The 24,255-nt window shown below is 63.0% G+C and carries 19 protein-coding genes, 2 tRNA genes and 3 rRNA genes; 10 read left to right on the top strand and 14 right to left on the bottom strand.

Annotated elements, in window-relative coordinates; genetic code table 11:
* Window positions 1-2 precede the first annotated feature (2 nt).
* Entirely contained in the window at window positions 3-1,493 is a 1,491-nt protein-coding gene (locus FA90_RS22080) for a cobyric acid synthase (RefSeq protein ID WP_036172582.1), read from the top strand.
* 174 nt (window positions 1,494-1,667) lie between these two features.
* On the opposite strand, the gene rrf is transcribed toward FA90_RS22080, so the two are convergent.
* From rrf to FA90_RS22050, 6 genes are all read right to left on the bottom strand, one after another.
* Window positions 1,668-1,780 (bottom strand): 5S ribosomal RNA (rrf, locus tag FA90_RS22075).
* A gap of 116 nt (window positions 1,781-1,896) precedes the next feature.
* Window positions 1,897-4,770 (bottom strand): 23S ribosomal RNA (locus FA90_RS22070).
* A 230-nt stretch (window positions 4,771-5,000) separates the two neighbouring features.
* A tRNA-Ala gene (locus tag FA90_RS22065) sits at window positions 5,001-5,076 on the bottom strand.
* A 102-nt stretch (window positions 5,077-5,178) separates the two neighbouring features.
* Window positions 5,179-5,255: transfer RNA gene (locus tag FA90_RS22060), tRNA-Ile, on the bottom strand.
* A 76-nt stretch (window positions 5,256-5,331) separates the two neighbouring features.
* Window positions 5,332-6,860 (bottom strand): 16S ribosomal RNA (locus tag FA90_RS22055).
* The 16S, 23S and 5S rRNA genes sit together here with 2 tRNA genes alongside, the layout of an rRNA operon.
* A 515-nt stretch (window positions 6,861-7,375) precedes the next feature.
* Complete coding sequence (locus tag FA90_RS22050; RefSeq protein WP_036172581.1) at window positions 7,376-8,152, bottom strand: enoyl-CoA hydratase; 777 nt, start codon at window positions 8,150-8,152, stop codon at window positions 7,376-7,378.
* Between the two features lie 118 nt (window positions 8,153-8,270).
* Here FA90_RS22050 and FA90_RS22045 point away from each other — a divergent pair, with 118 nt between their 5' ends.
* On the top strand, window positions 8,271-9,533 hold the full coding sequence (locus FA90_RS22045; RefSeq protein WP_239700906.1) for an MFS transporter: 1,263 nt from the start codon (window positions 8,271-8,273) through the stop codon (window positions 9,531-9,533).
* Here FA90_RS22045 and FA90_RS22040 read toward each other — a convergent pair.
* From FA90_RS22040 to FA90_RS22030, 3 genes are all read right to left on the bottom strand, one after another.
* Window positions 9,523-10,338 (bottom strand): DUF2145 domain-containing protein, encoded by an 816-nt coding sequence (locus FA90_RS22040; RefSeq protein WP_051972004.1) that lies wholly within the window; start codon window positions 10,336-10,338, stop codon window positions 9,523-9,525. The two genes, FA90_RS22045 and FA90_RS22040, sit on opposite strands and share 11 nt — an antisense overlap.
* Before the next feature lie 2 nt (window positions 10,339-10,340).
* Complete coding sequence (locus FA90_RS22035; RefSeq protein WP_036172580.1) at window positions 10,341-10,790, bottom strand: hypothetical protein; 450 nt, start codon at window positions 10,788-10,790, stop codon at window positions 10,341-10,343.
* A gap of 72 nt (window positions 10,791-10,862) precedes the next feature.
* On the bottom strand, window positions 10,863-12,089 hold the full coding sequence (locus FA90_RS22030; RefSeq protein ID WP_051972003.1) for a murein transglycosylase A: 1,227 nt from the start codon (window positions 12,087-12,089) through the stop codon (window positions 10,863-10,865).
* 13 nt (window positions 12,090-12,102) lie between these two features.
* Here FA90_RS22030 and FA90_RS27030 point away from each other — a divergent pair, with 13 nt between their 5' ends.
* Entirely contained in the window at window positions 12,103-12,255 is a 153-nt protein-coding gene (locus FA90_RS27030; protein ID WP_197065339.1) for a hypothetical protein, read from the top strand.
* Window positions 12,256-12,260: 5 nt separating this feature from the next.
* On the opposite strand, the gene apaG is transcribed toward FA90_RS27030, so the two are convergent.
* Window positions 12,261-12,635: a Co2+/Mg2+ efflux protein ApaG gene (gene apaG, locus FA90_RS22025; RefSeq protein WP_036172578.1), complete on the bottom strand. Its 375-nt coding sequence runs from the start codon at window positions 12,633-12,635 to the stop codon at window positions 12,261-12,263.
* A gap of 121 nt (window positions 12,636-12,756) precedes the next feature.
* On the opposite strand from apaG, the gene rpe reads away from it, so the two are divergent.
* The 7 genes from rpe to FA90_RS21990 all read left to right on the top strand — a co-directional run bounded on the left by rpe (window position 12,757) and on the right by FA90_RS21990 (window position 18,851).
* A complete protein-coding gene (rpe, locus tag FA90_RS22020; protein ID WP_036172577.1) occupies window positions 12,757-13,437 on the top strand; it encodes a ribulose-phosphate 3-epimerase in 681 nt (226 codons plus the stop codon).
* Complete coding sequence (locus tag FA90_RS22015; RefSeq protein ID WP_036172576.1) at window positions 13,437-14,147, top strand: phosphoglycolate phosphatase; 711 nt, start codon at window positions 13,437-13,439, stop codon at window positions 14,145-14,147. The genes rpe and FA90_RS22015 overlap by 1 nt, the downstream gene beginning before the upstream one ends.
* A 200-nt stretch (window positions 14,148-14,347) precedes the next feature.
* Window positions 14,348-15,844, top strand: coding sequence for an anthranilate synthase component I (gene trpE / locus FA90_RS22010; RefSeq protein WP_036172575.1), 1,497 nt, complete (start codon window positions 14,348-14,350; stop codon window positions 15,842-15,844).
* A gap of 1 nt (window position 15,845) precedes the next feature.
* Entirely contained in the window at window positions 15,846-16,409 is a 564-nt protein-coding gene (locus FA90_RS22005) for an aminodeoxychorismate/anthranilate synthase component II (protein ID WP_036172574.1), read from the top strand.
* A 14-nt stretch (window positions 16,410-16,423) separates the two neighbouring features.
* Window positions 16,424-17,455: an anthranilate phosphoribosyltransferase gene (trpD, locus tag FA90_RS22000; protein ID WP_036172573.1), complete on the top strand. Its 1,032-nt coding sequence runs from the start codon at window positions 16,424-16,426 to the stop codon at window positions 17,453-17,455.
* 16 nt (window positions 17,456-17,471) lie between these two features.
* Window positions 17,472-18,272: an indole-3-glycerol phosphate synthase TrpC gene (trpC, locus tag FA90_RS21995; RefSeq protein ID WP_036172571.1), complete on the top strand. Its 801-nt coding sequence runs from the start codon at window positions 17,472-17,474 to the stop codon at window positions 18,270-18,272.
* Between the two features lie 114 nt (window positions 18,273-18,386).
* On the top strand, window positions 18,387-18,851 hold the full coding sequence (locus FA90_RS21990) for an energy transducer TonB (RefSeq protein WP_156116804.1): 465 nt from the start codon (window positions 18,387-18,389) through the stop codon (window positions 18,849-18,851).
* Window positions 18,852-18,976: 125 nt separating this feature from the next.
* Here FA90_RS21990 and FA90_RS21985 read toward each other — a convergent pair whose 3' ends face one another.
* From FA90_RS21985 to FA90_RS21970, 4 genes are all read right to left on the bottom strand, one after another.
* Window positions 18,977-20,803: a M61 family metallopeptidase gene (locus FA90_RS21985; RefSeq protein WP_036172570.1), complete on the bottom strand. Its 1,827-nt coding sequence runs from the start codon at window positions 20,801-20,803 to the stop codon at window positions 18,977-18,979.
* A gap of 148 nt (window positions 20,804-20,951) precedes the next feature.
* Window positions 20,952-21,539 carry an NTP transferase domain-containing protein gene (locus tag FA90_RS21980; protein ID WP_036172567.1) on the bottom strand — a complete coding sequence of 196 codons (588 nt, stop codon included), beginning with the start codon at window positions 21,537-21,539 and terminating at the stop codon, window positions 20,952-20,954.
* Window positions 21,540-21,541: 2 nt separating this feature from the next.
* Window positions 21,542-23,782, bottom strand: coding sequence for a xanthine dehydrogenase family protein molybdopterin-binding subunit (locus tag FA90_RS21975; protein ID WP_036172566.1), 2,241 nt, complete (start codon window positions 23,780-23,782; stop codon window positions 21,542-21,544).
* 9 nt (window positions 23,783-23,791) lie between these two features.
* A complete protein-coding gene (locus tag FA90_RS21970) occupies window positions 23,792-24,250 on the bottom strand; it encodes a (2Fe-2S)-binding protein (protein WP_036172564.1) in 459 nt (152 codons plus the stop codon).
* Window positions 24,251-24,255: the final 5 nt, after the last annotated feature.

Below are 24,255 nucleotides of genomic sequence, written 5' to 3'. Positions count from 1 at the left end.
CGATGAGCGGATTCCCCTTCCCGACCCTGATGGTGCAGGGCACGACCTCGGACGCCGGCAAGACCACGCTGGTGGCGGCCTTGTGCAGGCTGCTGCACCGGCGCGGCGTGCGGGTGGCGCCCTTCAAGCCGCAGAACATGGCGCTCAACAGCGCGGTGACGCGCGACGGCGGCGAGATCGGCCGCGCCCAGGCGCTGCAGGCGCTTGCCGCCGGGCTCGAGCCGCACACCGATTTCAATCCGGTTCTGCTCAAACCCTCGAGCGATACCGGCGCCCAGGTCATCATCCATGGGCGCGTGCGCGCGGACATGAGTGCGCGCGACTATCATCGCTACAAGACGGTCGCGATGGAGGCAGTGCTCGAGTCGCACACGCGCCTGCGCGCGCAGTACGATGCCGTGATCGTCGAGGGCGCCGGTAGTCCGGCCGAAATCAACCTGCGTGCGCGCGACATCGCCAACATGGGCTTTGCCGAAGCGGTCGATTGCCCGGTGATCCTGGTCGCCGACATCGACCGCGGCGGCGTGTTCGCCCACCTGGTCGGCACGCTGGCCTGCCTGTCGCCGAGCGAGCGGGCGCGCATCGTCGGCTTCGTGATCAACCGCTTCCGCGGCGATATCAAGCTGCTCGAGCCGGGGCTGGAATGGCTGGAGCGCGAGACCGGCAAGCCGGTGCTGGCGGTGCTGCCCTATCTGCACGGTTTATATCTCGATGCCGAGGATGCAGTGCAAAGCGTCTCCAGGCGCGAGGGTAAATTCCGCGTGCTGGTGCCGAGCTATCCGCGCATGAGCAACCACACCGATTTCGATCCGCTGCGATTTCATCCGGATGTCGATTTGCGCTTCGTGCGCGAGGGTCAGCCGATTCCGGGCGGCGATCTGATCGTCCTCCCGGGCAGCAAGAATACTCGCGCGGATCTGGATTGGTTGTGTCGGCACGGTTGGCTGCCGGCGATTCTGCGGCATCTGCGGTACGGCGGCAAAGTCATCGGCATCTGCGGAGGCTTCCAGATGCTAGGGCGGTTTGTCGACGATCCGGACGGCGTGGAAGCCGTGGCTGGCCGATCGGAAGCGTTGGGATTGCTCGATCTCGAGACGGTGCTGACGCGTGAAAAGCGGCTGACGCGGGTGAGTGGCCGCTGCGTGTTTTCGCCCGGTGCCGTCGATTCCGTCGATGCCGCCGGTGCTGCTGTCAGCGGCTATGAAATCCATATGGGCGTCTCGTCCGGCGCGGCGCTGGCTCGTCCGGTATTCGAAATCGACGGGCGTGGCGAAGGTGCGGTTTCGGAAGATGGGCAGATCCTGGGAACGTATCTGCACGGCCTGTTCGATGAAGGCGCGTCGTGTGCCGCGCTGTTGCGCTGGGCTGGGCTGGACAGCGATCAAGAAGTCGATAGCCGGGCGCTGCGCGAAGCCAGCCTGGATCGGATTGCGGAAGCGGCGTCGCCGCTGTTGGACAAGCTGATGGCGCTGGGTGTGGCGTCCCGGCTTTGATGGCGACATCTTTGATCGCTAAATAAATAGCTGCGATGCTTGGTTGCTGGCGGCGGCTCGGCCGTCGCTGGTGCATTGGCGTCGTCGAGGCGTATTTTCCGGTCGCGGCATTCCGGCTTTGGAAAAGCAAAAAGCCCGCCCAGTATCAACTGGGCGGGCTTCTGCGAATAATTAGCCTGACGATAACCTACTTTCACACTGGTTGCAGCACTATCATCGGCGCAAAGTCGTTTCACGGTCCTGTTCGGGATGGGAAGGGGTGGTACCGACTTGCTATGGTCATCAGGCATGACTTGTACGGGCGTCGCGTTCGCGCTGGCTTGGCGCCGCCCTGAATCTGGAAGAAGTAGTTTTATCTGTTGTATCGAACGCTGAACTTCAATGGCATGACTGCCAAGGTTATAGGGACAAGCCGTACGGGCAATTAGTATCGGTTAGCTTAATGCATTACTGCACTTCCACACCCGACCTATCAACGTCCTGGTCTCGAACGACCCTTCAAGGAGCTCAAGGCTCCGGGAAATCTCATCTCAAGGCGAGTTTCCCGCTTAGATGCTTTCAGCGGTTATCTCTTCCGAACTTAGCTACCCGGCAATGCCACTGGCGTGACAACCGGTACACCAGAGGTTCGTCCACTCCGGTCCTCTCGTACTAGGAGCAGCCCCCTTCAAATTTCCAACGCCCACGGCAGATAGGGACCAAACTGTCTCACGACGTTTTAAACCCAGCTCACGTACCACTTTAAATGGCGAACAGCCATACCCTTGGGACCGGCTACAGCCCCAGGATGTGATGAGCCGACATCGAGGTGCCAAACTCCCCCGTCGATATGAACTCTTGGGAGGAATCAGCCTGTTATCCCCAGAGTACCTTTTATCCGTTGAGCGATGGCCCTTCCATACAGAACCACCGGATCACTATGTCCTACTTTCGTACCTGCTCGACTTGTCGGTCTCGCAGTTAAGCACGCTTATGCCATTGCACTATTAGCACGATGTCCGACCGTACCTAGCGTACCTTCGAACTCCTCCGTTACACTTTAGGAGGAGACCGCCCCAGTCAAACTGCCTACCATGCACTGTCCCCGATCCGGATCACGGACCAAGGTTAGAACCTCAAACGAACCAGGGTGGTATTTCAAGGTTGGCTCCACGGGAACTGGCGTCCCCGCTTCAAAGCCTCCCACCTATCCTACACAGATTGGTTCAAAGTCCAATGCAAAGCTACAGTAAAGGTTCATGGGGTCTTTCCGTCTAGCCGCGGGTAGATTGCATCATCACAAACATTTCAACTTCGCTGAGTCTCGGGAGGAGACAGTGTGGCCATCGTTACGCCATTCGTGCAGGTCGGAACTTACCCGACAAGGAATTTCGCTACCTTAGGACCGTTATAGTTACGGCCGCCGTTTACTGGGACTTCAATCAAGAGCTTGCACCCCATCATTTAATCTTCCAGCACCGGGCAGGCGTCACACCCTATACGTCCACTTTCGTGTTTGCAGAGTGCTGTGTTTTTATTAAACAGTCGCAGCCACCAGTTTATTGCAACCCTTTCGCCCTCACACAGTAAAGTGATCAAGCTACCGGGGCGTACCTTTTCCCGAAGTTACGGTACCAATTTGCCGAGTTCCTTCTCCCGAGTTCTCTCAAGCGCCTTAGAATACTCATCTCGCCCACCTGTGTCGGTTTGCGGTACGGTCTCGTATGACTGAAGCTTAGAGGCTTTTCTTGGAACCACTTCCGATTGCTTCGCAGCTTAAAGCCGCTCGTCTCGACCCCTTGAATTACGTGCCCGGATTTGCCTAAGCACCTTCTATGAGCCAAAAACCAACTATTCCAACAGTTGGACAACCTTCCGCGATCCGTCCCCCCATCGCATCATACGACGGTGCAGGAATATTAACCTGCTTCCCATCAGCTACGCATCTCTGCCTCGCCTTAGGGGCCGACTCACCCTGCTCCGATGAACGTTGAACAGGAAACCTTGGGCTTTCGGCGAGAGGGCTTTTCACCCTCTTTATCGCTACTCATGTCAGCATTCGCACTTCTGATACCTCCAGCATCCTTCACAAGACACCTTCGCAGGCTTACAGAACGCTCTCCTACCATATGCTTACGCATATCCGCAGCTTCGGTGACTGGCTTAGCCCCGTTACATCTTCCGCGCAGGACGACTCGATCAGTGAGCTATTACGCTTTCTTTAAATGATGGCTGCTTCTAAGCCAACATCCTGACTGTTTTAGCCTTCCCACTTCGTTTTCCACTTAGCCAATCTTTGGGACCTTAGCTGGCGGTCTGGGTTGTTTCCCTCTTGACGCCGGACGTTAGCACCCGACGTCTGTCTCCCAAGCTCGCACTCATCGGTATTCGGAGTTTGCAATGGTTTGGTAAGTCGCAATGACCCCCTAGCCATAACAGTGCTCTACCCCCGATGGTGATACTTGAGGCACTACCTAAATAGTTTTCGGAGAGAACCAGCTATTTCCAGGTTTGTTTAGCCTTTCACCCCTACCCACAGCTCATCCCCTAATTTTTCAACATTAGTGGGTTCGGACCTCCAGGGCGTGTTACCGCACCTTCATCCTGGCCATGGGTAGATCACCTGGTTTCGGGTCTACACCCAGCGACTGTCGCCCTGTTCGGACTCGATTTCTCTACGGCTCCCCTATTTGGTTAACCTCGCCACTGAATGTAAGTCGCTGACCCATTATACAAAAGGTACGCCGTCACCCCACGAAGAGGCTCCGACTGTTTGTATGCACACGGTTTCAGGATCTATTTCACTCCCCTCCCGGGGTTCTTTTCGCCTTTCCCTCACGGTACTGGTTCACTATCGGTCGATTACGAGTATTTAGCCTTGGAGGATGGTCCCCCCATCTTCAGACAGGATTTCACGTGTCCCGCCCTACTTGTCGTACGCTTAGTACCACCGTTTGAATTTCGTGTACGGGGCTATCACCCGCTATGGCCAGTGTTTCCAAACTGTTCCACTATTCAATCGACTATCACGTACAGGCTCATCCCATTTCGCTCGCCACTACTTTGGGAATCTCGGTTGATTTCTTTTCCTGCAGCTACTTAGATGTTTCAGTTCGCCGCGTTCGCTTCGCATACCTATGTATTCAGCATGCGATGACCTAAAAGGCCGGGTTTCCCCATTCAGACATCTACGGATCAAAGCTCGTTTGCCAGCTCCCCGTAGCTTATCGCAGGCTACAACGTCTTTCATCGCCTGTAATCGCCAAGGCATCCACCATGTGCACTTATTCACTTGTCCCTATAACGTTGGCCCCTGCATGAGTGTCAGGGAACGTCATAGTTAAAGTTCAGCTTACTTTGTTTGATACATACAGATTTTCTACCCTAAGTGTGCATTTGATCGTTGGATCAACTACACGCTTAAAGAAAACTTTACTTCTTCCAGATTGTTAAAGAACGAGAACTACACTTATCAAAGACTGAACAATAATTCGTTATGTCTTGGATAAAGGTAGTAGAAACAGTCGATGGTGGAGGATGACGGGATCGAACCGACGACCCCCTGCTTGCAAAGCAGGTGCTCTCCCAGCTGAGCTAATCCCCCCATGCCGCCTTTGTCATCTAAAAATTATCCGGCTCTGCCGGGCATTTTTAGCTAACGCAGTTCCAAACGAAAGTAGGTTTTTACTTTCGTTTGAAAGGGGCTTGGTAGGGCTGGTTGGACTCGAACCAACGACCCCCGCGTTATCAACACGGTGCTCTAACCAGCTGAGCTACAGCCCCGAAACTGTTCTCTCTGTTCAACAGCCGATAAGCGTAGGCGCTTGATGATTGAGCGTTAGCCCAGGTGCCACTCTAGAAAGGAGGTGATCCAGCCGCACCTTCCGATACGGCTACCTTGTTACGACTTCACCCCAGTCACGAATCCTACCGTGGTAAGCGCCCTCCTTGCGGTTAAGCTACCTACTTCTGGTAAAACCCGCTCCCATGGTGTGACGGGCGGTGTGTACAAGACCCGGGAACGTATTCACCGCGGCATGCTGATCCGCGATTACTAGCGATTCCAACTTCACGCAGTCGAGTTGCAGACTGCGATCCGGACTACGATACACTTTCTGGGATTAGCTCCCCCTCGCGGGTTGGCGGCCCTCTGTATGTACCATTGTATGACGTGTGAAGCCCTACCCATAAGGGCCATGAGGACTTGACGTCATCCCCACCTTCCTCCGGTTTGTCACCGGCAGTCTCATTAGAGTGCCCTTTCGTAGCAACTAATGACAAGGGTTGCGCTCGTTGCGGGACTTAACCCAACATCTCACGACACGAGCTGACGACAGCCATGCAGCACCTGTGTTCAGGCTCCCTTTCGGGCACACCCGGATCTCTCCAGGCTTCCTGACATGTCAAGGGTAGGTAAGGTTTTTCGCGTTGCATCGAATTAATCCACATCATCCACCGCTTGTGCGGGTCCCCGTCAATTCCTTTGAGTTTTAATCTTGCGACCGTACTCCCCAGGCGGTCTACTTCACGCGTTAGCTGCGTTACCAAGTCAATTAAGACCCGACAACTAGTAGACATCGTTTAGGGCGTGGACTACCAGGGTATCTAATCCTGTTTGCTCCCCACGCTTTCGTGCATGAGCGTCAGTCTTGACCCAGGGGGCTGCCTTCGCCATCGGTGTTCCTCCACATCTCTACGCATTTCACTGCTACACGTGGAATTCTACCCCCCTCTGCCAGACTCCAGCCTTGCAGTCTCCAACGCAATTCCCAGGTTAAGCCCGGGGATTTCACGTCAGACTTACAAAACCGCCTGCGCACGCTTTACGCCCAGTAATTCCGATTAACGCTTGCACCCTACGTATTACCGCGGCTGCTGGCACGTAGTTAGCCGGTGCTTATTCTTCAGGTACCGTCATTAGCCCAGGGTATTAACCCAAGCCGTTTCTTCCCTGACAAAAGAGCTTTACAACCCGAAGGCCTTCTTCACTCACGCGGCATTGCTGGATCAGGCTTGCGCCCATTGTCCAAAATTCCCCACTGCTGCCTCCCGTAGGAGTCTGGGCCGTGTCTCAGTCCCAGTGTGGCTGGTCGTCCTCTCAGACCAGCTACTGATCGTCGCCTTGGTGAGCCTTTACCTCACCAACTAGCTAATCAGATATCGGCCGCTCCAAAAGCATGAGGCCCGAAGGTCCCCCACTTTCATCCGTAGATCGTATGCGGTATTAGCGTAACTTTCGCTACGTTATCCCCCACTTCTGGGTACGTTCCGATATATTACTCACCCGTTCGCCACTCGCCGCCAGGTTGCCCCGCGCTGCCGTTCGACTTGCATGTGTAAAGCATGCCGCCAGCGTTCAATCTGAGCCAGGATCAAACTCTTCAGTTCAATCTCTGTTTGCGACACTTTCGTGTCATTCGCTATCGCTAGCGAAGTCGCTCACTCAAAATACTGACCGTCGCCTCATTGCTGAGACAACGTATTTCTTTTGCGTGAACATTTGATAATTTAAGTATTCAGCAACCACTTACGCGGCTGCCGGCACCTCATCAAACGCCCACACTTATCGACTGTTTATTGTTAAAGAACTGTGTTCTGTACTGCCTTGCTGCACTTGCGAATCGTTTTGTTCGTCAGCAGCAGAGAAGTGAGATTATGCTGTGTTTCGCGTTACTCGTCAACCCCTTCGTTTTCTGCAGTGCGCTCGATGTTGCTGAGATGAAAAGCTTAACTCCTTGTTTCGGTTAAACTTTTCGTGCGCTGCAGAAGCAGGAGGCAAACTATAGCAAAGCCCGCACCAGCCTGCAAGGGCCCGTTATCGTAACCGCTGTACCGATACCACACACGCTCGAGCCTGGGCTGGCTGCGCCAGCCCAGGCAAAGGCCGAAATTCCTCGTCTATATTAGAGTCCCTGGAAGTTCGCCTTGCGCTTTTCCAGGAACGCGGCCATGCCCTCTTTCTGCGCTGGTGTACCGAAGCCTGCGTGGAAATAACGCCGCTCGTAACGCACGCCTTCGGTCAGCGTGGTCTCGAAAGCACGGTTGACCGAATCCTTGATCTGCATGGCCACCGTTACCGGCATCTCGGCGATGGTATTGGCCACCGCCAGCGCTTCGTCCATCAGTTTATCGGCCGGGAAAATACGCGACACCAGACCGGTACGCTCGGCCTCGGCCGCGTCGATCATGCGCGCCGTCAGCAGCATGTCCATCGCTTTCGATTTGCCGATCGCGCGCGGCAAGCGCTGGGTGCCGCCGGCGCCCGGCGTGACGCCGACCTTGATTTCCGGCTGGCCGAACTTGGCGGTGTCGGAGGCGATCAGGAAATCGCACATCATCGCCAGTTCGCAACCACCGCCCAGCGCATAACCGGCCACGACGCCGATGACCGGCTTGCGCACGTTCAGGATGTGCTCCCAATTGCGGCCGATGTAATTTTGCGGATAGGTATCGGCGTAGGTGTAATTTGCCATCGCAGCGATGTCGGCGCCAGCCGCAAATACCTTTTCGCTGCCGGTCAGGACGATCACGTTGATCGCAGGATCGGCGTCGAATGCATACAGCGCCTCGCCCAACTCGTTCATCATGTTGTCGTTGAGGGCGTTCATCGCCTTCGGACGATTCAGGCGGATGACGACTACCTTGCCATGCTGTTCGATCAGCAGGTCAGAATATTCCATGAGACACCCCTTAGTAAGATGAGTCCCGATTGTAGCGCCTGACGCACGGATATGACGTATACGGCAAGCATGCTTTGCTATCATCGTCATCCGATCAATCCGCTCGCTGGATGCCTTCGTGCCGCTCCTCGCTTTCTTGCGCAGCCTCGCCACCGACCCGCAACTACGCAGCGCCGACTTTCGCCGCTTCTGGTTCAGCAGCATCCTGACCAATTTCGGCGCGCAGATCACCCTGCTGGCCCTGCCGATCTGCGCGGCGCTGCTGCTGCACGCAACGCCGGCCCAGATGGGAACACTGGCGGCGGTCGGCTCCCTGCCCTTCCTGCTGTTCGGCTTGCCGACCGGCGTGTTGCTCGACCGCAGCCGGCGCCTTCCGGTGATGCTGGGCAGCGACACCATGGTCGCGCTCAGCTTGGCCAGCGTGCCTTTCGCCTGGTGGCAGGGCTGGCTCAGCGTGCATTGGCTGTACGCGGTCCAGTTCATGCTGGGCACGGGTTATGTGGTGGGCGGCGGTGCCGAGCAGATCTTCCTGACCTTCCTGGTCGGCCGCGACGGCTTGACCGATGCCCAGTCGAAGTTCGCGGCGACCGAATCGGCGTCGCGCCTGCTCGGGCCGGGCATCGCCGGGGTGCTGGTGCAGGCGCTGGGTGCGCCGTTCGCGATCCTGTGCAATGTCGCCGGGTTTTCGGTGTCGCTGTGGAACCTGCGCCAGATCCGCACGCGCGAGCCCGAGCCGCACCCGCCGCAGTCGCATGTGCTGCGCGCGATGCTGGAAGGCCTGCGCTTCGTCTGGAGCCAGCCGACGCTGCGGCTGCTGGCCTGGACCTCGGCCTGCTGGCACCTGCTGTTCTACGGCTACACCGCTTTATATGTCTTGTTCGCCACGCGTGTGCTCGGCATGTCGCCCGGCCTCATGGGGACCGCGCAGATGCTGGGCGGCGTCGGCGTGCTGGCCAGCTCGGTGTTATTGAAACCGCTGACCCGGCGCTTCGGCTCGGGCGGCACGGTCGTGATCGGGCTGTGCGCATCGAGCATCGGCTTCATCCTGATGCCGGCGATCCCGCACGACCTGTTCGGCAGCCCGGCCGCCAGCGCCATCGCCTATGCCGTCGTGGTGTTCTGGCTCGATTGCGGCGGCACGCTGTTCTTCATGCCCTACCTGGCGCTGCGCCAGCGCGTCACGCCCGACGCTTTCCTCGGACGGATGACATCGACAATGCGCTTCATGACCGTGGCCACGGCGCCGCTCGGCGCGTCCGGCGCGGGGCTGCTGGCAGAGCACGTCGGCGTGCGCGGCGGCCTCGGATGCGTCGCCGTCGGCGCGGCGCTGCTGACGCTGAGCACCTGGTTCGGCACCCGGCTGCGCCACATCAGGGATTGAGCGTCACCCGGGTTTCGGGACATCCCATCGCCAGGCAGCCGTTCGGCAGCGTACGCAGCCAGGTGACGACCGAGTCGACCGTCACCGTCTGGATATGGCCGGACCAGCGCAGCGCCGGCGGATGGTCGTCGAAGCTGACGTTGGCCTTGGTCATGCGCGCGCCGAGACGCGTCAGCGTGCCCAGTTCGAGCTCGGTCGGCACATAGCCGGCGATTTGCAGCCAGGCCTGGGCGCTGCGCCGCGTGTTCGCCTCGTCCTCGGGCGCCAGCGCATAGGCCAGCACTTCGAGCACCCAGCCATTCGAATTCTGGTAGCGGGTGCTGAAGGGGTAAGCGACCAGGCTGTAGTTCGGCTCGAGATAGTCGCCGGCCTTCTTGCCCAGCAGGGCTTTCTTGAGGCGCGCCTGGACCTGCGGCTGCAGGCGCCATACGCCGGCCTGGTAGCGCACCGGCGAATCGGAGAAGAAGTTGACCAGGCCCTGGTCGTACAAGGCCGAGGTCGCGGTGCCGCAGGTATTGAGCTTGTGCACGACCGACCAGGCGCCCGCCGGATGCTCGCGCACCGCGAACGCCATGTGCGAATAGGTCAGGTGGTATTTCGACAGGTCCTGGCCGATCCGGCCGATGAGAACGACATCGTCGTCGATGCCGGCGAGGGCCTTGCGGGTGGCGTCGGCCATTTCCAGCGCCTTGCGCGCCGCCTCGGGCGACTCCGCCTTTTCCTTGCAGGGCGTGCCCGCGATCGCCGTGTTGGTCGCCGTCGCGGCGGCTGCCCCCAGCAACAGGGCAAAGAGCAGGCGGCGCATGCTCAGCCGCGGGCCTTCGAGTGCACCATGCCGCCGTCGGTGCGCGGCAGCACGCCGATCGTCGCCCCATCCTTCCTGACGACGTAGCCGGTATCGCCGACGCGGTCGATGTCGACCCGGTCGCCGGCCGCCAGGCGCTGCGTGCGCACGGTGGGCGTCAGCACGGTCATGGTGAGGTCGAATTTACCGTCGTCGCAGTGCAACTTGGCTTCGGTCTTGCCGCCGGGCTGATCCTTCAACTGCGTCACCGTCCAGCGCGAGTGGTCGCTGAGCTTGTCGATCGATTGGGCGGCAACGGAAACGCCGCCCGACACCAGCAGGAAAGGCAAGGCAACGCTGACGAGGGCGCTCGTCAGGCTGGCATCGGAAGGATTCTGAAAATTCGATTGGGCTTGCGCGGTGCTGCAGAGGGCCGCCACCAAGGCGGTGGCGATGAGCTTCGAGATATGCATGGCGTGTCCTTTTCGGTTTCTGCTTAGCAACTATCTGTACAGTATCCGAATTGCCACGCCAACGCAATCAGCTCATGATTTCGGCAGCAGCGCCCACAGCTGGCCGCGTTGCTTCATGCGCCCGGCGTTGTCGGCCGCGTCGCCGCCGAAGCCGAAGAAGAAGTCGGCGCGCACTGCGCCCCGGATCGCGCCGCCGGTGTCCTGGCCGATCACCAGGCGCTGCAGCGGCGTGTCGCTGGCCGGCTGGGTGGTCGACAGGAACAGCGGCGCACCCAGCGGCAGGATGGTCTTGTCGATCGCCACCGAGCGCCCCGGCGTCAGGGGTACGCCGAGTGCGCCTTTCGGGCCGACCGAAGGATCGGGCAGACGCTCCTCCTTGAAGAACACATAGCTCGGGTTGACGTCCAGCAGTTCCTGGCGGCGCTCCGGATGCGCCGCGATCCAGGCCTTGATGCCCTGGGCCGACGCCTGCTCCGGCGTCAGCTCGTGCTGGTCGATCAGCCAGCGGCCGATCGCCTTGTACGGATGGCCGTTCTGGTCGGCGTAGGCCACGCGCACGGTCTCGCCGGCATCGTCGAGCTGCACCCGGCCCGAACCCTGCACCTCCAGGAAGAAGGCCTCGACCGGATCGTCGACCCAGACCAGCTCCTTGCCCGGAATTTTGGAGCGCTCGATCTCGGCGCGGCTGCCGTACGGGACGACGGTCTTGCCGACCAGGCGGCCGCGCAGACGCATGCCCTTCAGGGTCGGGTAGACGCTGGCCAGGTCGACCGTGATCAGGTCGTCCGGCACTTTGTACAGCGGGGTCTGGAAGGCGCCGCCGCGCTTGCGCGAGCCGTGCAGCAGCGGTTCGTAGTAGCCGGTGATCAGGCCGCTATCCGCGCCGTCCGGCGCGCGCACCAGGTTGGGCACGAAATACGTCTCGAAATAATGGCGGATCGCTTCGCCGTCGCCCGTGTCGACCAGGCGGCCGGCGGCGCAGGCGGTCTTCCAGTCGGGCCGGGCGGCGAGCGCGCGGCAGGACGCCTGGAACGCCGGCCAGGCCTGGCGCAGGTCGTCCTGGCGCCAGCCCGGCAGCGCCTCGAAGCTGACCGGCGTGAACAGCGGCGCGGGCGGGGCCGGCGGCTGTGCTGGCGGCTGCGTCGGTACCGTCACCGGTCCGACCGGCGGCGGCATCTTCACCGGCGGCTGTGCTTGCGGTTGCGGTTGTGGCTGCGGTTGCTGTTGCGGCGTGGTACAAGCGGCCAGCAAGGCCACGAGGGTGAGCAAAGCAGGTACACTGCGGCGTGTCGAAAACATAAGGGAAACCGTCATGTGGATACTCGTGTTGGAAGCCGGCGCGGCGCTGCTCCTGCTGGTGTTCATCGTGTGGTGGACCATGTACTCGGGCCGCGCGCCCGAGCAGCCGCCTGCGCGCGCGCGCAAGGCCGACCCCGCCCCAGGCTCGGATGAGCCGGGCTCTTGATCAGTCTAGTGCAAGGCGTGCGGCAGCGACAGCACGAACTCGGGGATGTTGACCTCGAAGCGATGCCCGTCCTCGGCCACGAAGAAGTACTCGCCGACCATCGAGCCCTGCGGCGTGGCCAGCTGGGTGCCGCTGGTGTACTCGAACTGCTCGCCCGGCTTGAGCAGCGGCTGGTGGCCGACCACGCCCAGCCCGCGCACTTCCTGGGTCTGGCCGTTGGCGTCGGTGATCACCCAGTGGCGCGAGATCAGCTGGGCCGGGACGCTGCCGGTATTCTTGATCGTGATCGTGTAGGTGAACACGTGCCGCGTCCGTTCCGGGCTGGATTGCTCCGGCAGATACTGGGTCCTGACGGAAATCGCGAAGTCGTAGACGGGCATGGGTGTTCCTTGTGGGGCGGATAAGCGCAGAAGGCCGCATCATATAACAGACTCGCACGGAGCATCGGCGTACAATGGCGGTCTTTATTTACCAGCAGACCCGGCAGACCGCCTCACCGCCATGACCACCTACCGCATCGCTCCCAGCATCCTGTCCGCAGACTTTGCCCGCCTGGGCGAGGAAGTGCGCAATGTCGTCGCCGCCGGTGCCGACATGATCCACTTCGACGTGATGGACAACCATTACGTTCCCAACCTGACCATCGGCCCGATGGTATGCCAGGCCATCCGTCCGCACGTGCAGGTGCCGATCGACGTGCACCTGATGGTCAAGCCGGTCGACCGCATCATCCCCGACTTCGCCAAGGCCGGCGCCGACATCATCACCTTCCACCCGGAAGCGTCCGAGCACGTCGACCGCTCGCTGCAGCTCATCCGCGACAACGGCTGCAAGGCCGGCCTGGTGTTCAACCCGGGCACGCCGCTGCACTACCTCGACCACGTGATGGACAAGATCGACATCATCCTGATCATGTCGGTCAACCCGGGCTTCGGCGGCCAGTCCTTCATCCCGGAAGCGCTCAAGAAGATCGCGATCGCGCGCCGCATGATCGACGAGTCCGGCCGCGACATCCTGCTGGAAGTCGACGGCGGCGTCAAAGCCGACAACATCGCCGAGATCGCGGCGGCCGGCGCCGACACCTTCGTCGCCGGCTCGGCCATCTTCGGCAAGCCGGACTACAAGGCCGTGATCGACGCCATGCGCGGCGAGCTGGCCGGCGTCGCCAGGAAAGCGGCCTGATGAAAGCCGGCGCCGCGGCGATTCGAGCCGCCATCATCGACCTGGACGGCACCATGCTGCACACGGTGCCGGATTTCGAACTGGCCCTGAACGGCATGCGCGCCGACTTCGGCCTGGCCCCGATTGACCAGCCGACCATCGAGCCGATGGTCGGCAAGGGCTCGGAAAAGCTGATCCGCGACGTGCTGGCGCTCGACTACGCCCCGTCCCGCATCGACGACGTGTTCGAACAGGCGATGGCAGGCTACCAGCGCCACTACCTCGCGATCAACGGCGAGAAGAGCACGCTGTTCCCGCAGGTGCTCGAGGGCCTGCAGGCGCTCAAGGACGGCGGCCTGCGCCTGGCTTGCGTGACCAACAAGCCGATCGCGTTCACCACGCCGCTGCTCGCCAGGTTCGGGCTGGCGCCCTTCTTCGAGATCGTCTACGGCGGCGACTCGCTGCCGAAGAAAAAGCCCGATCCGCTGCCCTTGCTGCAGGTCTGCCGCGACTTCGATCTCGATCCGGCCCGGGTGGTCGCGATCGGCGACTCCAGCAACGACGCCGAGGCCGCACGTGCCGCCGGTTGTTTCGTGCTGACGGTCCCGTATGGCTACAACCACGGTAAACCTGTGCAAAGTATTAATTCCGATGGTATAGTGGATTCGCTGCTCGATGCCGCAAAACTGATCAGCGCCCACAACGGCGCCCTCAGTAACAACCTTTCCTAACACCATCTACTCCATGTTTTTCACCAAAAAACACACCGTCAACCAAACCGGCGCCCTCGAGGCCTGGCTGTGGCGACGCTGGCAATCCTGGGCAAACTGACCCGTTGATTGCTGCCTGTGCACGCACGTGACCAGGCAGGTTTTTTGAAAAGAAAAGACGCCGCCCGTCCACCCGCGCACGGGCCGGCCTGGAGAAAAGCATGACCGAACTCGAATTCAAATCGCTGGCCACGGAAGGCTACAACCGTATTCCCCTGATCGCGGAAGCCTTCGCCGATCTCGAAACGCCGCTCACGCTGTACCTGAAACTGGCCCAGAGCCAGGACGCCGGCCGGAACACCTTCCTGCTCGAGTCCGTGGTAGGCGGCGAGCGCTTCGGGCGCTACTCCTTCATCGGCCTGCCGGCGCGCACCCTGCTCCGCTCTACCGGCGAGGTGACGACGATCGAGAAGAACGGCGAAGTCATCGAAACGCATGAGGGCAACCCGCTCGAATTCATCGAGGCTTACCAGAAGCGCTTCAAGGTCGCGCTGCGACCGGGACTGCCGCGCTTCTGCGGCGGCCTGGCCGGCTACTTCGGCTACGACACCGTGCGCCACATCGAGAAGAAGCTGGCCGGCGGCGCACCGAAGGACGAGCTGGGCCTGCCCGACATCCAGCTGATGCTGACCGAAGAGCTGGCCGTGATCGACAACCTGTCCGGCAAACTCTACCTGATCGTCTACGCCGACCCCGGCCAGCCGGAAGCCTATTCCAGGGCCAAGCAGCGCCTGAAGGACTTGCGCATGATGCTGCGCCGCAGCGTCGACGCGCCCGTGACCTCGGCCTCGGTGCGCACAGAATCGATCCGCGACTTCAGCAAGGAAGACTATCTGAAGGCGGTCGCGGTGGCCCAGGAATACGTGATGGCCGGCGACCTGATGCAGGTGCAGATCGGCCAGCGCATCCGCAAGCCGTACGTGGATTCGCCGCTGTCGCTGTACCGCTCGCTGCGGTCGCTGAACCCGTCGCCGTACATGTACTACTATAACTTCGGCGACATGCAGATCGTCGGTTCGTCGCCCGAGATCCTGGTCCGTAATGAACAGGAAGCCGACGGCAGCCGCACCGTGACGCTGCGCCCGATCGCCGGCACCCGTCCGCGCGGCTCGACGCCGGAACGCGACGCCGAGCTGGCGAAAGAGCTGCTGGCCGACCCGAAGGAAATCGCCGAGCACGTGATGCTGATCGACCTGGCGCGCAACGACATCGGTCGCATCGCCAAGACCGGCACCGTCAAGGTCACCGACCAGATGGTCATCGAAAAATACTCGCACGTGCAGCACATCGTCTCGAACGTGGAAGGCACGCTCAAGGACGGCATGTCGAACCTGGACGTGCTGCGCGCGACCTTCCCGGCCGGCACCCTGACCGGCGCGCCGAAAGTGCGCGCGATGGAAGTCATCGACGAGCTCGAGCCGGTCAAGCGCGGCATCTACGGCGGCGCCTGCGGTTACCTGTCGTTTGGCGGCGAGATGGACGTGGCGATCGCGATCCGCACCGGCGTGATCAAGGACGGCAACCTGTACGTGCAGGCGGCGGCAGGCATCGTGGCCGATTCCATCCCCGAGATGGAATGGCTGGAAACCGAAAACAAGGCGCGCGCCGTGCTGCGCGCGGCCGAGCAAGTGCAAGACGGACTGGATGGGGAGATCTGACATGCTGCTCATGATCGACAACTACGATTCCTTCACCTACAACATCGTGCAGTACTTCGGCGAGCTGGGTGAAGACGTGCGCACCGTGCGCAACGACGAGATCTCGCTGGCGCAGATCGCCGACCTGAACCCGGACCGCATCTGCGTGTCGCCGGGTCCGAAGTCGCCCAAGGATGCCGGCGTGTCGGTGGACGTGCTGCGCGAATTCGCCGGCAAGAAACCGATCCTCGGCGTGTGCCTGGGCCACCAGGCGATCGGCGAGGCGTTCGGCGGCAAGATCATCCGCGCCAAGCAGGTCATGCACGGCAAGACCTCGAAGATCGCCCACACCGGCGAAGGCGTGTTCAAGGGTCTCCCGAGCCCGTTCACCGTGATCCGCTACCACTCGCTGGCGATCGAGCGCGCATCGCTGCCGTCCTGCCTGGAAGTGACCGCATGGACCGACGACGGCGAGATCATGGGCGTGCGCCACAAGGAATTCGACATCGAGGGCGTGCAGTTCCACCCCGAGTCGATCCTGTCCGAGCACGGCCATGCGATGCTGAAGAACTTCCTGGAACGCTGATGGAGCAGGCGCGAATGATCACCCCACAAGAAGCCCTGCTGCGCTGTATCGAACACCGCGAGATCTTCCACGACGAGATGCTGCACCTGTTCCGCCAGATCATGTCGGGCGAAATGTCGCCGACCATGGTCGCGGCGCTGACCATGGGCCTGCGCGTGAAGAAGGAAACCATCGGCGAGATCACCGCCGCGGCCCAGGTCATGCGCGAATTCTCGACCAAGGTGCCGATGGCCGAGACCGCGGGCCTGGTCGACATCGTCGGCACCGGCGGCGACGGCGCGCACACCTTCAACATCTCGACCGCCTCGATGTTCGTGGCCGCGGCCGCGGGCGCGCGCGTGGCCAAGCACGGCGGGCGCAGCGTGTCGTCGTCTTCCGGCAGCGCCGACGTGATCGAATCGCTGGGCGCCCAGATCGACCTGAAGCCCGAGCAGATCGCCCAGTCGATCGCCCAGACCGGCATCGGCTTCATGTTCGCCCCGAACCACCACACGGCGATGAAGCACGTGGCGCCGGTGCGGCGCGAACTCGGCGTGCGCAGCATTTTCAATATTCTCGGCCCGCTGACCAACCCGGCCGGCGCCCCGAACATCCTGATGGGCGTGTTTCACCCCGACCTGGTCGGCATCCAGGTGCGCGTGCTGCAGCGCCTCGGGGCGGAACACGCGCTGGTGGTCTGGGGCCGCGACAACATGGACGAGGTCTCGCTCGGCGCCGGCACGCTGGTCGGCGAACTGGTCGACGGCGAGATCCGCGAATACGAAATCCACCCGGAAGATTTCGGCCTGTCGATGATCGCCAGCCGCAACCTGAAAGTGGCCAACGCCGACGAATCGAAGGCGCGCATCCTGGAAGCGCTGCGCGGCGAACCGGGTCCGGCGCACGACATCGTCGCACTCAACGCCGGCACCGCCCTGTACGCGGCGCGCGTGGCCTCCTCGATCGAAGACGGCCTGCAAAAGGCGCGCGCGGCGATCGCCTCGGGGGCGGCGCTGGCCAAGCTCGACCAGTTCGTCAGCGTGACGCGCCAGCTGGGCGCGCACTGACCAGAAAGCTCTCCCAATGTCCGATATCCTGAATAAAATCCTCGCCGTGAAAGCCGACGAGGTGGCCGCCGCCCGCAAATTCCGCGATTTCGCCGGCTTGCGCCGCGACGTCGAATCCGATGCCGAGCTGCGCGCCGGCATCCGCGGCTTCGAAGCGAGCCTGCGCCGCAACATCGACGCGGGCCGCGCCGGCGTGATCGCCGAAGTCAAGAAAGCCTCGCCGTCCAAGGGGGTGCTGCGCGCCGATTTCCGCCCGGCCGAGATCGCCGCCAGCTATGCCGAAGGCGGCGCGTCCTGCCTGTCGGTGCTGACCGACGTGCAGTTCTTCCAGGGTTCGCCCGAGTACCTGAAACAGGCGCGCGCCGCCTGCGACCTGCCGGTGATCCGCAAGGATTTCATGGTCGACCTGTACCAGGTGTACGAGGCGCGCGCGATGGGCGCGGATGCGATCCTCTTGATCGTCGCTGCCCTGGATCATGGCTTGATGGCGGACCTCGACGCCTGTGCGCGGGAACTCGGCATGGATGTGCTGGTCGAAGTGCATGACGCCGGCGAGTTGGACGCCGCACTGCGCCTCAAGACGAAGCTAATGGGAGTCAACAACCGCAATCTGCGCACCTTCGAAGTCACGCTCGACACCACGATCGCCCTCTTGCCGCAAATGCCGGCGGACCGCCTGGTGGTGACCGAGTCGGGCATCCTGGGCCAGGCCGACGTCAAGCGCATGCGCGACGCCAACGTGCATGCCTTTCTGGTGGGCGAGGCCTTCATGCGCGCGCCCGATCCCGGCAAGGAACTGCGACGCCTGTTCGGCTGACCTGCCTTCCTCACAGGTCCTGAACGGCATCGCCTGCTTTGGGGCCTGACAATGAGCGACTCAACCGGCACGCGGCTTCGCGCGTCACTTCGCGTTGTTTTGCTGTTTTTCGGGATGCTGGCAAGCCTGTGCGGCTGTTCGGCCGTCGGCACGGTCGCATCCGGCGTCACCAGTACGGTCGGGCACGCGGCTTCGCTCGCTACCCGTCCCTTCTCCAGATCGACATCCGTGCCGCCCCCGGCCGGGCTGGACGACTACAAGAGCCAGGTCGCCCAGCACGTGGCCAGCCGCAATCCCGAACACCAATTCAGCGGCACGCTGCCGCCGATGCTGCCGGCCATCGTGGTGCTCGAGATCACCGTCGACCAGGAGGGCCGCATGACCGACGTCGCCGTGCAGCGCGCGCGTGACGCGCACGCGGCGCAGGTGGCGCTGGCGTCGATGCGGCGCAGCGAACCGCTGCCCCCGCCGCAACGCCTGGCCCAGGCGGGTTCACTCAAGTTTTCCGAGACCTTCCTGTTCGCCGACGCGGAGCGCTACCAGCTGCGCAGCATCGCCAGCGGCCAAGCCGGTGAATAAGACCGTACAAGAGCATGTAACAAAACCCTCAGGGCAAGGCGCATCGCCGCATCGGCGGACCGCGAAGACAGTACGCTTGTACGGCGAGACGATGCAACGCAGCCAAGAGGGATTTTGTTACGCGCTCAGCTCGCGCTCGGGCGCGCGATGACCGCCTTGCGCGTACCCGGCGCCACCGCAATCTGGATGCACGGCACGCGGCAGCCCTGCAGCGTGACGTCGAACTGCATCAGCTCGTCGCGGCGGAAGGCATGCACCGTCACCGTGTCGCCGACGCGGTAGCGCGCAAGCAGCTGGTCCAGGTTCGACGGATTGCCGTTCACGCGCAAGCCGTCGAGCGCGATCACGATGTCGCCCGCCGACAAGCCGGCCTGGTGCGCCGCCCCGCCCTCGTGCACCTGGTTCAGCTTGGCGCCGATGACGTCGCGGCCGATCGGCGCGTTCAGGGCGGGCTTGCTGCCCTTGCGATCCTCGAGAAACTTGATGCCGAACGGGGCGTACAGCTTGGCCAGCGGAACGTCCTCGGTGCCGCGTACGTAGCGCTCGAAGATGCTCTTCAGGCGCACGCCGCTGACTTCGTCGAAGATCGCTTCCACGTCCTGTTCGGTCACGCCGGTCCCGCCGCCGGCGCCGTTCGTATAGAAATCGCGGCCGTAGCGTGCCCACAAGGTGCGCATCACGTCGTCGAGCGATTTGGCGCCGCCGCTCTTGGCGCGGATCGTCAGGTCGAAAGCCAGGCCGACCAGCGAACCCTTGGTGTAATAACTGATGATGGCGTTGGGCGCGTTCTCGTCCTGGCGATAATATTTACTCCAGGCGTCGAAGCTGGACTCGGCCACGCTCTGCTTGGTACGGCCAGTGCCGCGCACGACGTTAGCCACGGTCTTGCCGAGCAGTTTGAAATAAGTCGCTTCGCTGATGATGCCGCTGCGCACCAGCATCAGGTCATCGTAGTAGCTGGTGAAGCCTTCGAACAGCCACAGCAGCGGCGTGTAGTTCTCGACCTGCAGGTCGTAAGGCGCGAACACGGCCGGCTTGATGCGCTTGACGTTCCAGGTGTGGAAGTACTCGTGGCTGCACAGGCCGAGGAAGGTCACGTAGCCTTCGCTGCGCTCGGCCGTCTTTGGGGCGGCGGTGGTCGGCAGGTCGTTGCGCGAGCAGATCAGCGCGGTCGAGGCGCGGTGCTCCAGGCCGCCGTAGCCATCGCCCACCGCCATGGTCAGGAACAGGTAGCGCTCCACCGGCGCCTTCCTGGTTTTCGGCTCGAAAAAGGCGATCTGGGTCTCGCAGATGGCCTTCAGGTCTTGCTGCAGGCGCTCCATGTCGAGGTTCGGCACGCGTCCGGTGATGACGATGTCGTGCGGGACACCGTGCGCCGTAAAGCTGGCCAGCGCGAAATCGCCCATCTCGACCGGGTGGTCGATCAGTTCATCGTAATCGCCGGCGATATAGGTGCCGAAGCCGTAGCGCTTGGCGCCCAGCTCGGGCAGCGCGGTCGCCACGCGCCAGTTGCCGGCGGCCGGGTCGCCCGGACGCTGGATGTCGACCTGGTGCGGCATGTTTTCCTGGCCAAGCACGCGCAGGAACACGCTGGTGCCGTTGAAAAAGCCGTGGGTCTGGTCGAGGTGGGCGGCGCGCACCGACAGGTCCCAGGCATACACCTCGTAGTGCAGGGTCAAGGGGCCGTCGACCGGGGCGGCCTGCCACGAATGCTTGTCGAGCTTTTCCAATGCGACGGGCTGGCCGGCGCTCTCGGCACGGATGCGCACGATGTTGCGCGCGAACTCGCGGATCATGTAGCTGCCCGGGATCCAGGCCGGCAGCGCGAACACCTGGCCCTCAGGGCTGGGCGCCGCCACCGTGAGGCTGACGTTGAACAGGTGCCCGGCGAGGTCCTTGGGCACGATGGTGTACTGGATCGCCGCCAGCTTTTTTTGGTTGGCTTTTTTCATAGGGTTGAACAATCTCTCTCCGATTGGGCTAAGTGTAATCGGATTCTTCGGAGAGAGGGAGTTCAAACCGCCGAAGCGACGGCAGAGCAACGCCTGGCGCCGGTTCAGTGCCGACTCGGTGCCGACTCAGTGGCGACTCAGTGGCGACTCAGAGATCGGCCGGCGTGTCGACGTCGAGGAAGATGCCGGCGTCGTCGACAGCGACTTCGGTGACCGGGAAGGTCTTGAGCAGGCGCCGCGCGCCCTCCTCGCCGCGCAGCGCCAGCAAGGCGTCCAGGTGCGCGCGGCCGAAGCCGACCGGGTTGCCGCGCTTGCCCGCCAGCGCCGGGGCGACGATGGGCACGCCTTGCTGCAATGCGTCGACCAGAGACTGCAAGGTGGACGGCGCCACGCGCGGCATGTCGCCGAGCGCCACCAGCCAGGCGTCGACCGGGGCGAATACGTCCAGTGAATGGCGGATCGCATGGGTCAGCGAAGCCGCCATGCCGCTGTCGGCGTCCGGGCAGACCGTGACCGTACAGCCCAGCGACGCCAGCAGCGTGCCGACGCCGCCATCGTCGGGCGGCACCACCGCCACCACGCGCGGCAGCACCGCCAGGAGTTTGCGCGCGCTGGCCACCACGACCGCGTCGTCACCGCCGGGCAGCGGTTGCAGCAACTTGTTGCGCAGCCCCTGCGGATCGAAGCGGCGTCCACGGCCCGCCGCCATCAGGATGCCGACCGTGGCGCCCCGCATGGTCACGCCGCCGCCGTCTCGAACGGCAGCTTGCGCTGGCGCTTGCCGTTCAGCTTGAACAGCGCGTTGGCAAAAGCCGGCGCCAGCGGCGGCAGGCCCGGTTCGCCCAGGCCGGTCGGGGCTTCGGTCGACGGGACGATGTGCACCTCGATCTGCGGCATGTCGAGCATGCGCGCGACCTGGTAGTCGCTGAAGTTCTGCTGCTCGACCACGCCGTCCTTGAGCGTGATGCGCGCGCCCGGCAGCGTGAGCCCCAGGCCCATCAGCGCCGCGCCCTGGATCTGCGCTTCGACGGTAAGCGGGTTGACCGCCAGATTGCAGTGCACGCCGGCGGTCGCCTTGTGCAGCTTCGGCGTACCGTCCTGGATCGAGGCTTCGACCACGTAGGCGACCACGGTGTTGAACGATTCGTGCACGGCCACGCCCCAGGCATGGCCCTTCGGCAGCGTCTTCTTGCCGTAGCCGGACTTGGCCACCGCCAGGTCGAGCGCGGCGATCTGGCGCGGGTGCCTGGCCGGGTCGATCAGCTTCTTGCGGTAGGCGACCGGGTCCATGCCGGCGGCATGAGCGGCTTCGTCGATCAGCGTCTCCATCACGAACGCGGTGTGGGTCGAGCCGACCGAGCGCCACCACAGCACCGGCACGTTGGCCTGGGCCATGTGGGCCGACAGGTTCATCGGCACGTCGTAGGGCTCGCCCAGGCCTTCGACCATGGTGCTGTCGACGCCCTTCTGGATCATGAAGCCCTCGAACGACGTGCCCTGCGCGATCGACTGGCCGACCACCACGTGGTCCCAGGCGACGATGTTGCCTCGAGCATCGAGGGCGATGTCGGCGCGGTGCACGTGCGACGGACGGTAGTAGCCGCCCTTGATGTCGTCCTCGCGGCTCCAGATCATCTTGACCGGACCCGCATGACCGGCCGCCTTGCAAGCCTTGGCGATGTTGACCGCCTCGACCACGAAGTCCGAGCTCGGCACCCCGCGCCGGCCGAAGCCGCCGCCCGCCATCAGGGTATGCAAGGTGACCTGCTCGGGCGCGAGGCCGGCGGTGGCCGCGGCGGCGGCGCGGTCGCCGGTCTGGAACTGCGTGCCGACCCACAGCGTGCAGCTGTCATCCTTCAGGTCGACGGTGCAGTTGATCGGTTCCATCGGCGCGTGCGCCAGGTAGGGGAATTCGTACACCGCCGAAATGGTCCTGGCGGCGCTGCCGCGCGACGGCGTCTCGGCGGTTTTCGCAATGGCGCCGGGCTTCTTGGACAGCTCGGTGAACTCGATCAGCTGGGTCTCGCTGCTGGTCTTGCCCAGGCCTTCGGTATGCCATTCGATCGCCAGCAGGTCGCGCGCCTGCCTGGCCGGCCAGTAGCCGTCGGCGATCACGGCCACGCCGCGGCCGCCGCGGTCGAGCGGGATCTCCAGCACGTCGATCACGCCGCGCACCGCCTTCGCCTTCGATGCGTCGACCTTCGCCACCTTGGCGCCGAACACCGGCGCGTGCGCCACCACGGCGACCATCAATTTGGCACCAGGCGGCTTGAAGTCGATGCCGAACTGCTGGTGGCCGCTCGACTTGGCGCGCGCATCGAGGCGCCGGGTCGGCTTGCCGATGAACTTGAACTGCTTCGGGTCCTTCAGCGCGACCTGCTCCGGCGCCGGCAGCTTCATCGCCGCGTCGGCGAGCGCACCATAGCTGGCCTTCTGGCCGGCCGGGCCGTAGACCATGCCCTTGGCGGTGCGGCACGCGTCCGGACGCACGTTCCACTGCTGGGCGGCGGCCGACACCAGCATCGCGCGGGCGCGCGCGCCGATTTCGCGGTATTGCGTAAACGAGTGGGCGATGGTGCCCGAGCCGCCGGTGATCTGCATGCCGAAGGCCGGATCCTTGTACGCATCGCCGGCCGGGGCCAGCTCGGCGCGTATCTGCGCCCAGTCGGCGTCGAGCTCGTCGGCGATCACCATCGGCAGCGCGGTGTGCACGCCCTGGCCGAATTCGAGGCGGTTGACGATCACGGTGACGGTGTTGTCCGGCGCCACCCGCAGGAAGGCGTTCGGCGCATAGCCTTGCGGCTTCGCTTCCGCAGCGTGCGCCATGCGCCCGCCGCTGGGCAGCATGAAGCCCAGCACCAGGCCGCCGGTGGCCGCTGCCCCGGCCTTCAAAAAGCCGCGGCGCGAACTGACGCCGGCCTTGACCGCGGCCGTGCCCGCACCCTGCAGCGCGCTATTGTGCATCCATTGTGGTTTCATGCGGCCTCCTTACGCCAGCGTCTTGGCGGCGTCCTTGATGGCGGCGCGCATGCGTTGGTAGGTGCCGCAGCGGCAGATATTGCCGCTCATGGCGTTGTCGATGTCGGCGTCGGTCGGCGCCTTGTTCACCCGCACCAGCGCGACAGCGCTCATCACCTGGCCGCTCTGGCAGTAGCCGCACTGCGGCACGTCGTGCTTGACCCAGGCGTCCTGCACCGCCTTGCCGACCTTGTCGCTTTCCATCGCCTCGATGGTGGTGATCTTCTGGCCGGCGACGGCGGAGATCGGCGTCACGCAGGAGCGGATGGGTTGACCGTTCAGGTGCACGGTGCAGGCGCCGCACAGGGCCGCGCCGCAGCCGAACTTGGTGCCGGTCATGTTCAGGTTGTCGCGCAGCGCCCAGAGCACGGGCGTGGAGGGATCGGCGTCGACCTGGACGTCGCGCCCGTTGATGTTGAGTGTAACCATGACAA

The organism is Massilia sp. 9096, from assembly GCF_000745265.1.
GTDB lineage: Bacteria > Pseudomonadota > Gammaproteobacteria > Burkholderiales > Burkholderiaceae_D > Telluria.
Note: the sequence above shows the minus strand (reverse complement) of the source record. Positions and strands in the feature narration are given on the sequence as shown.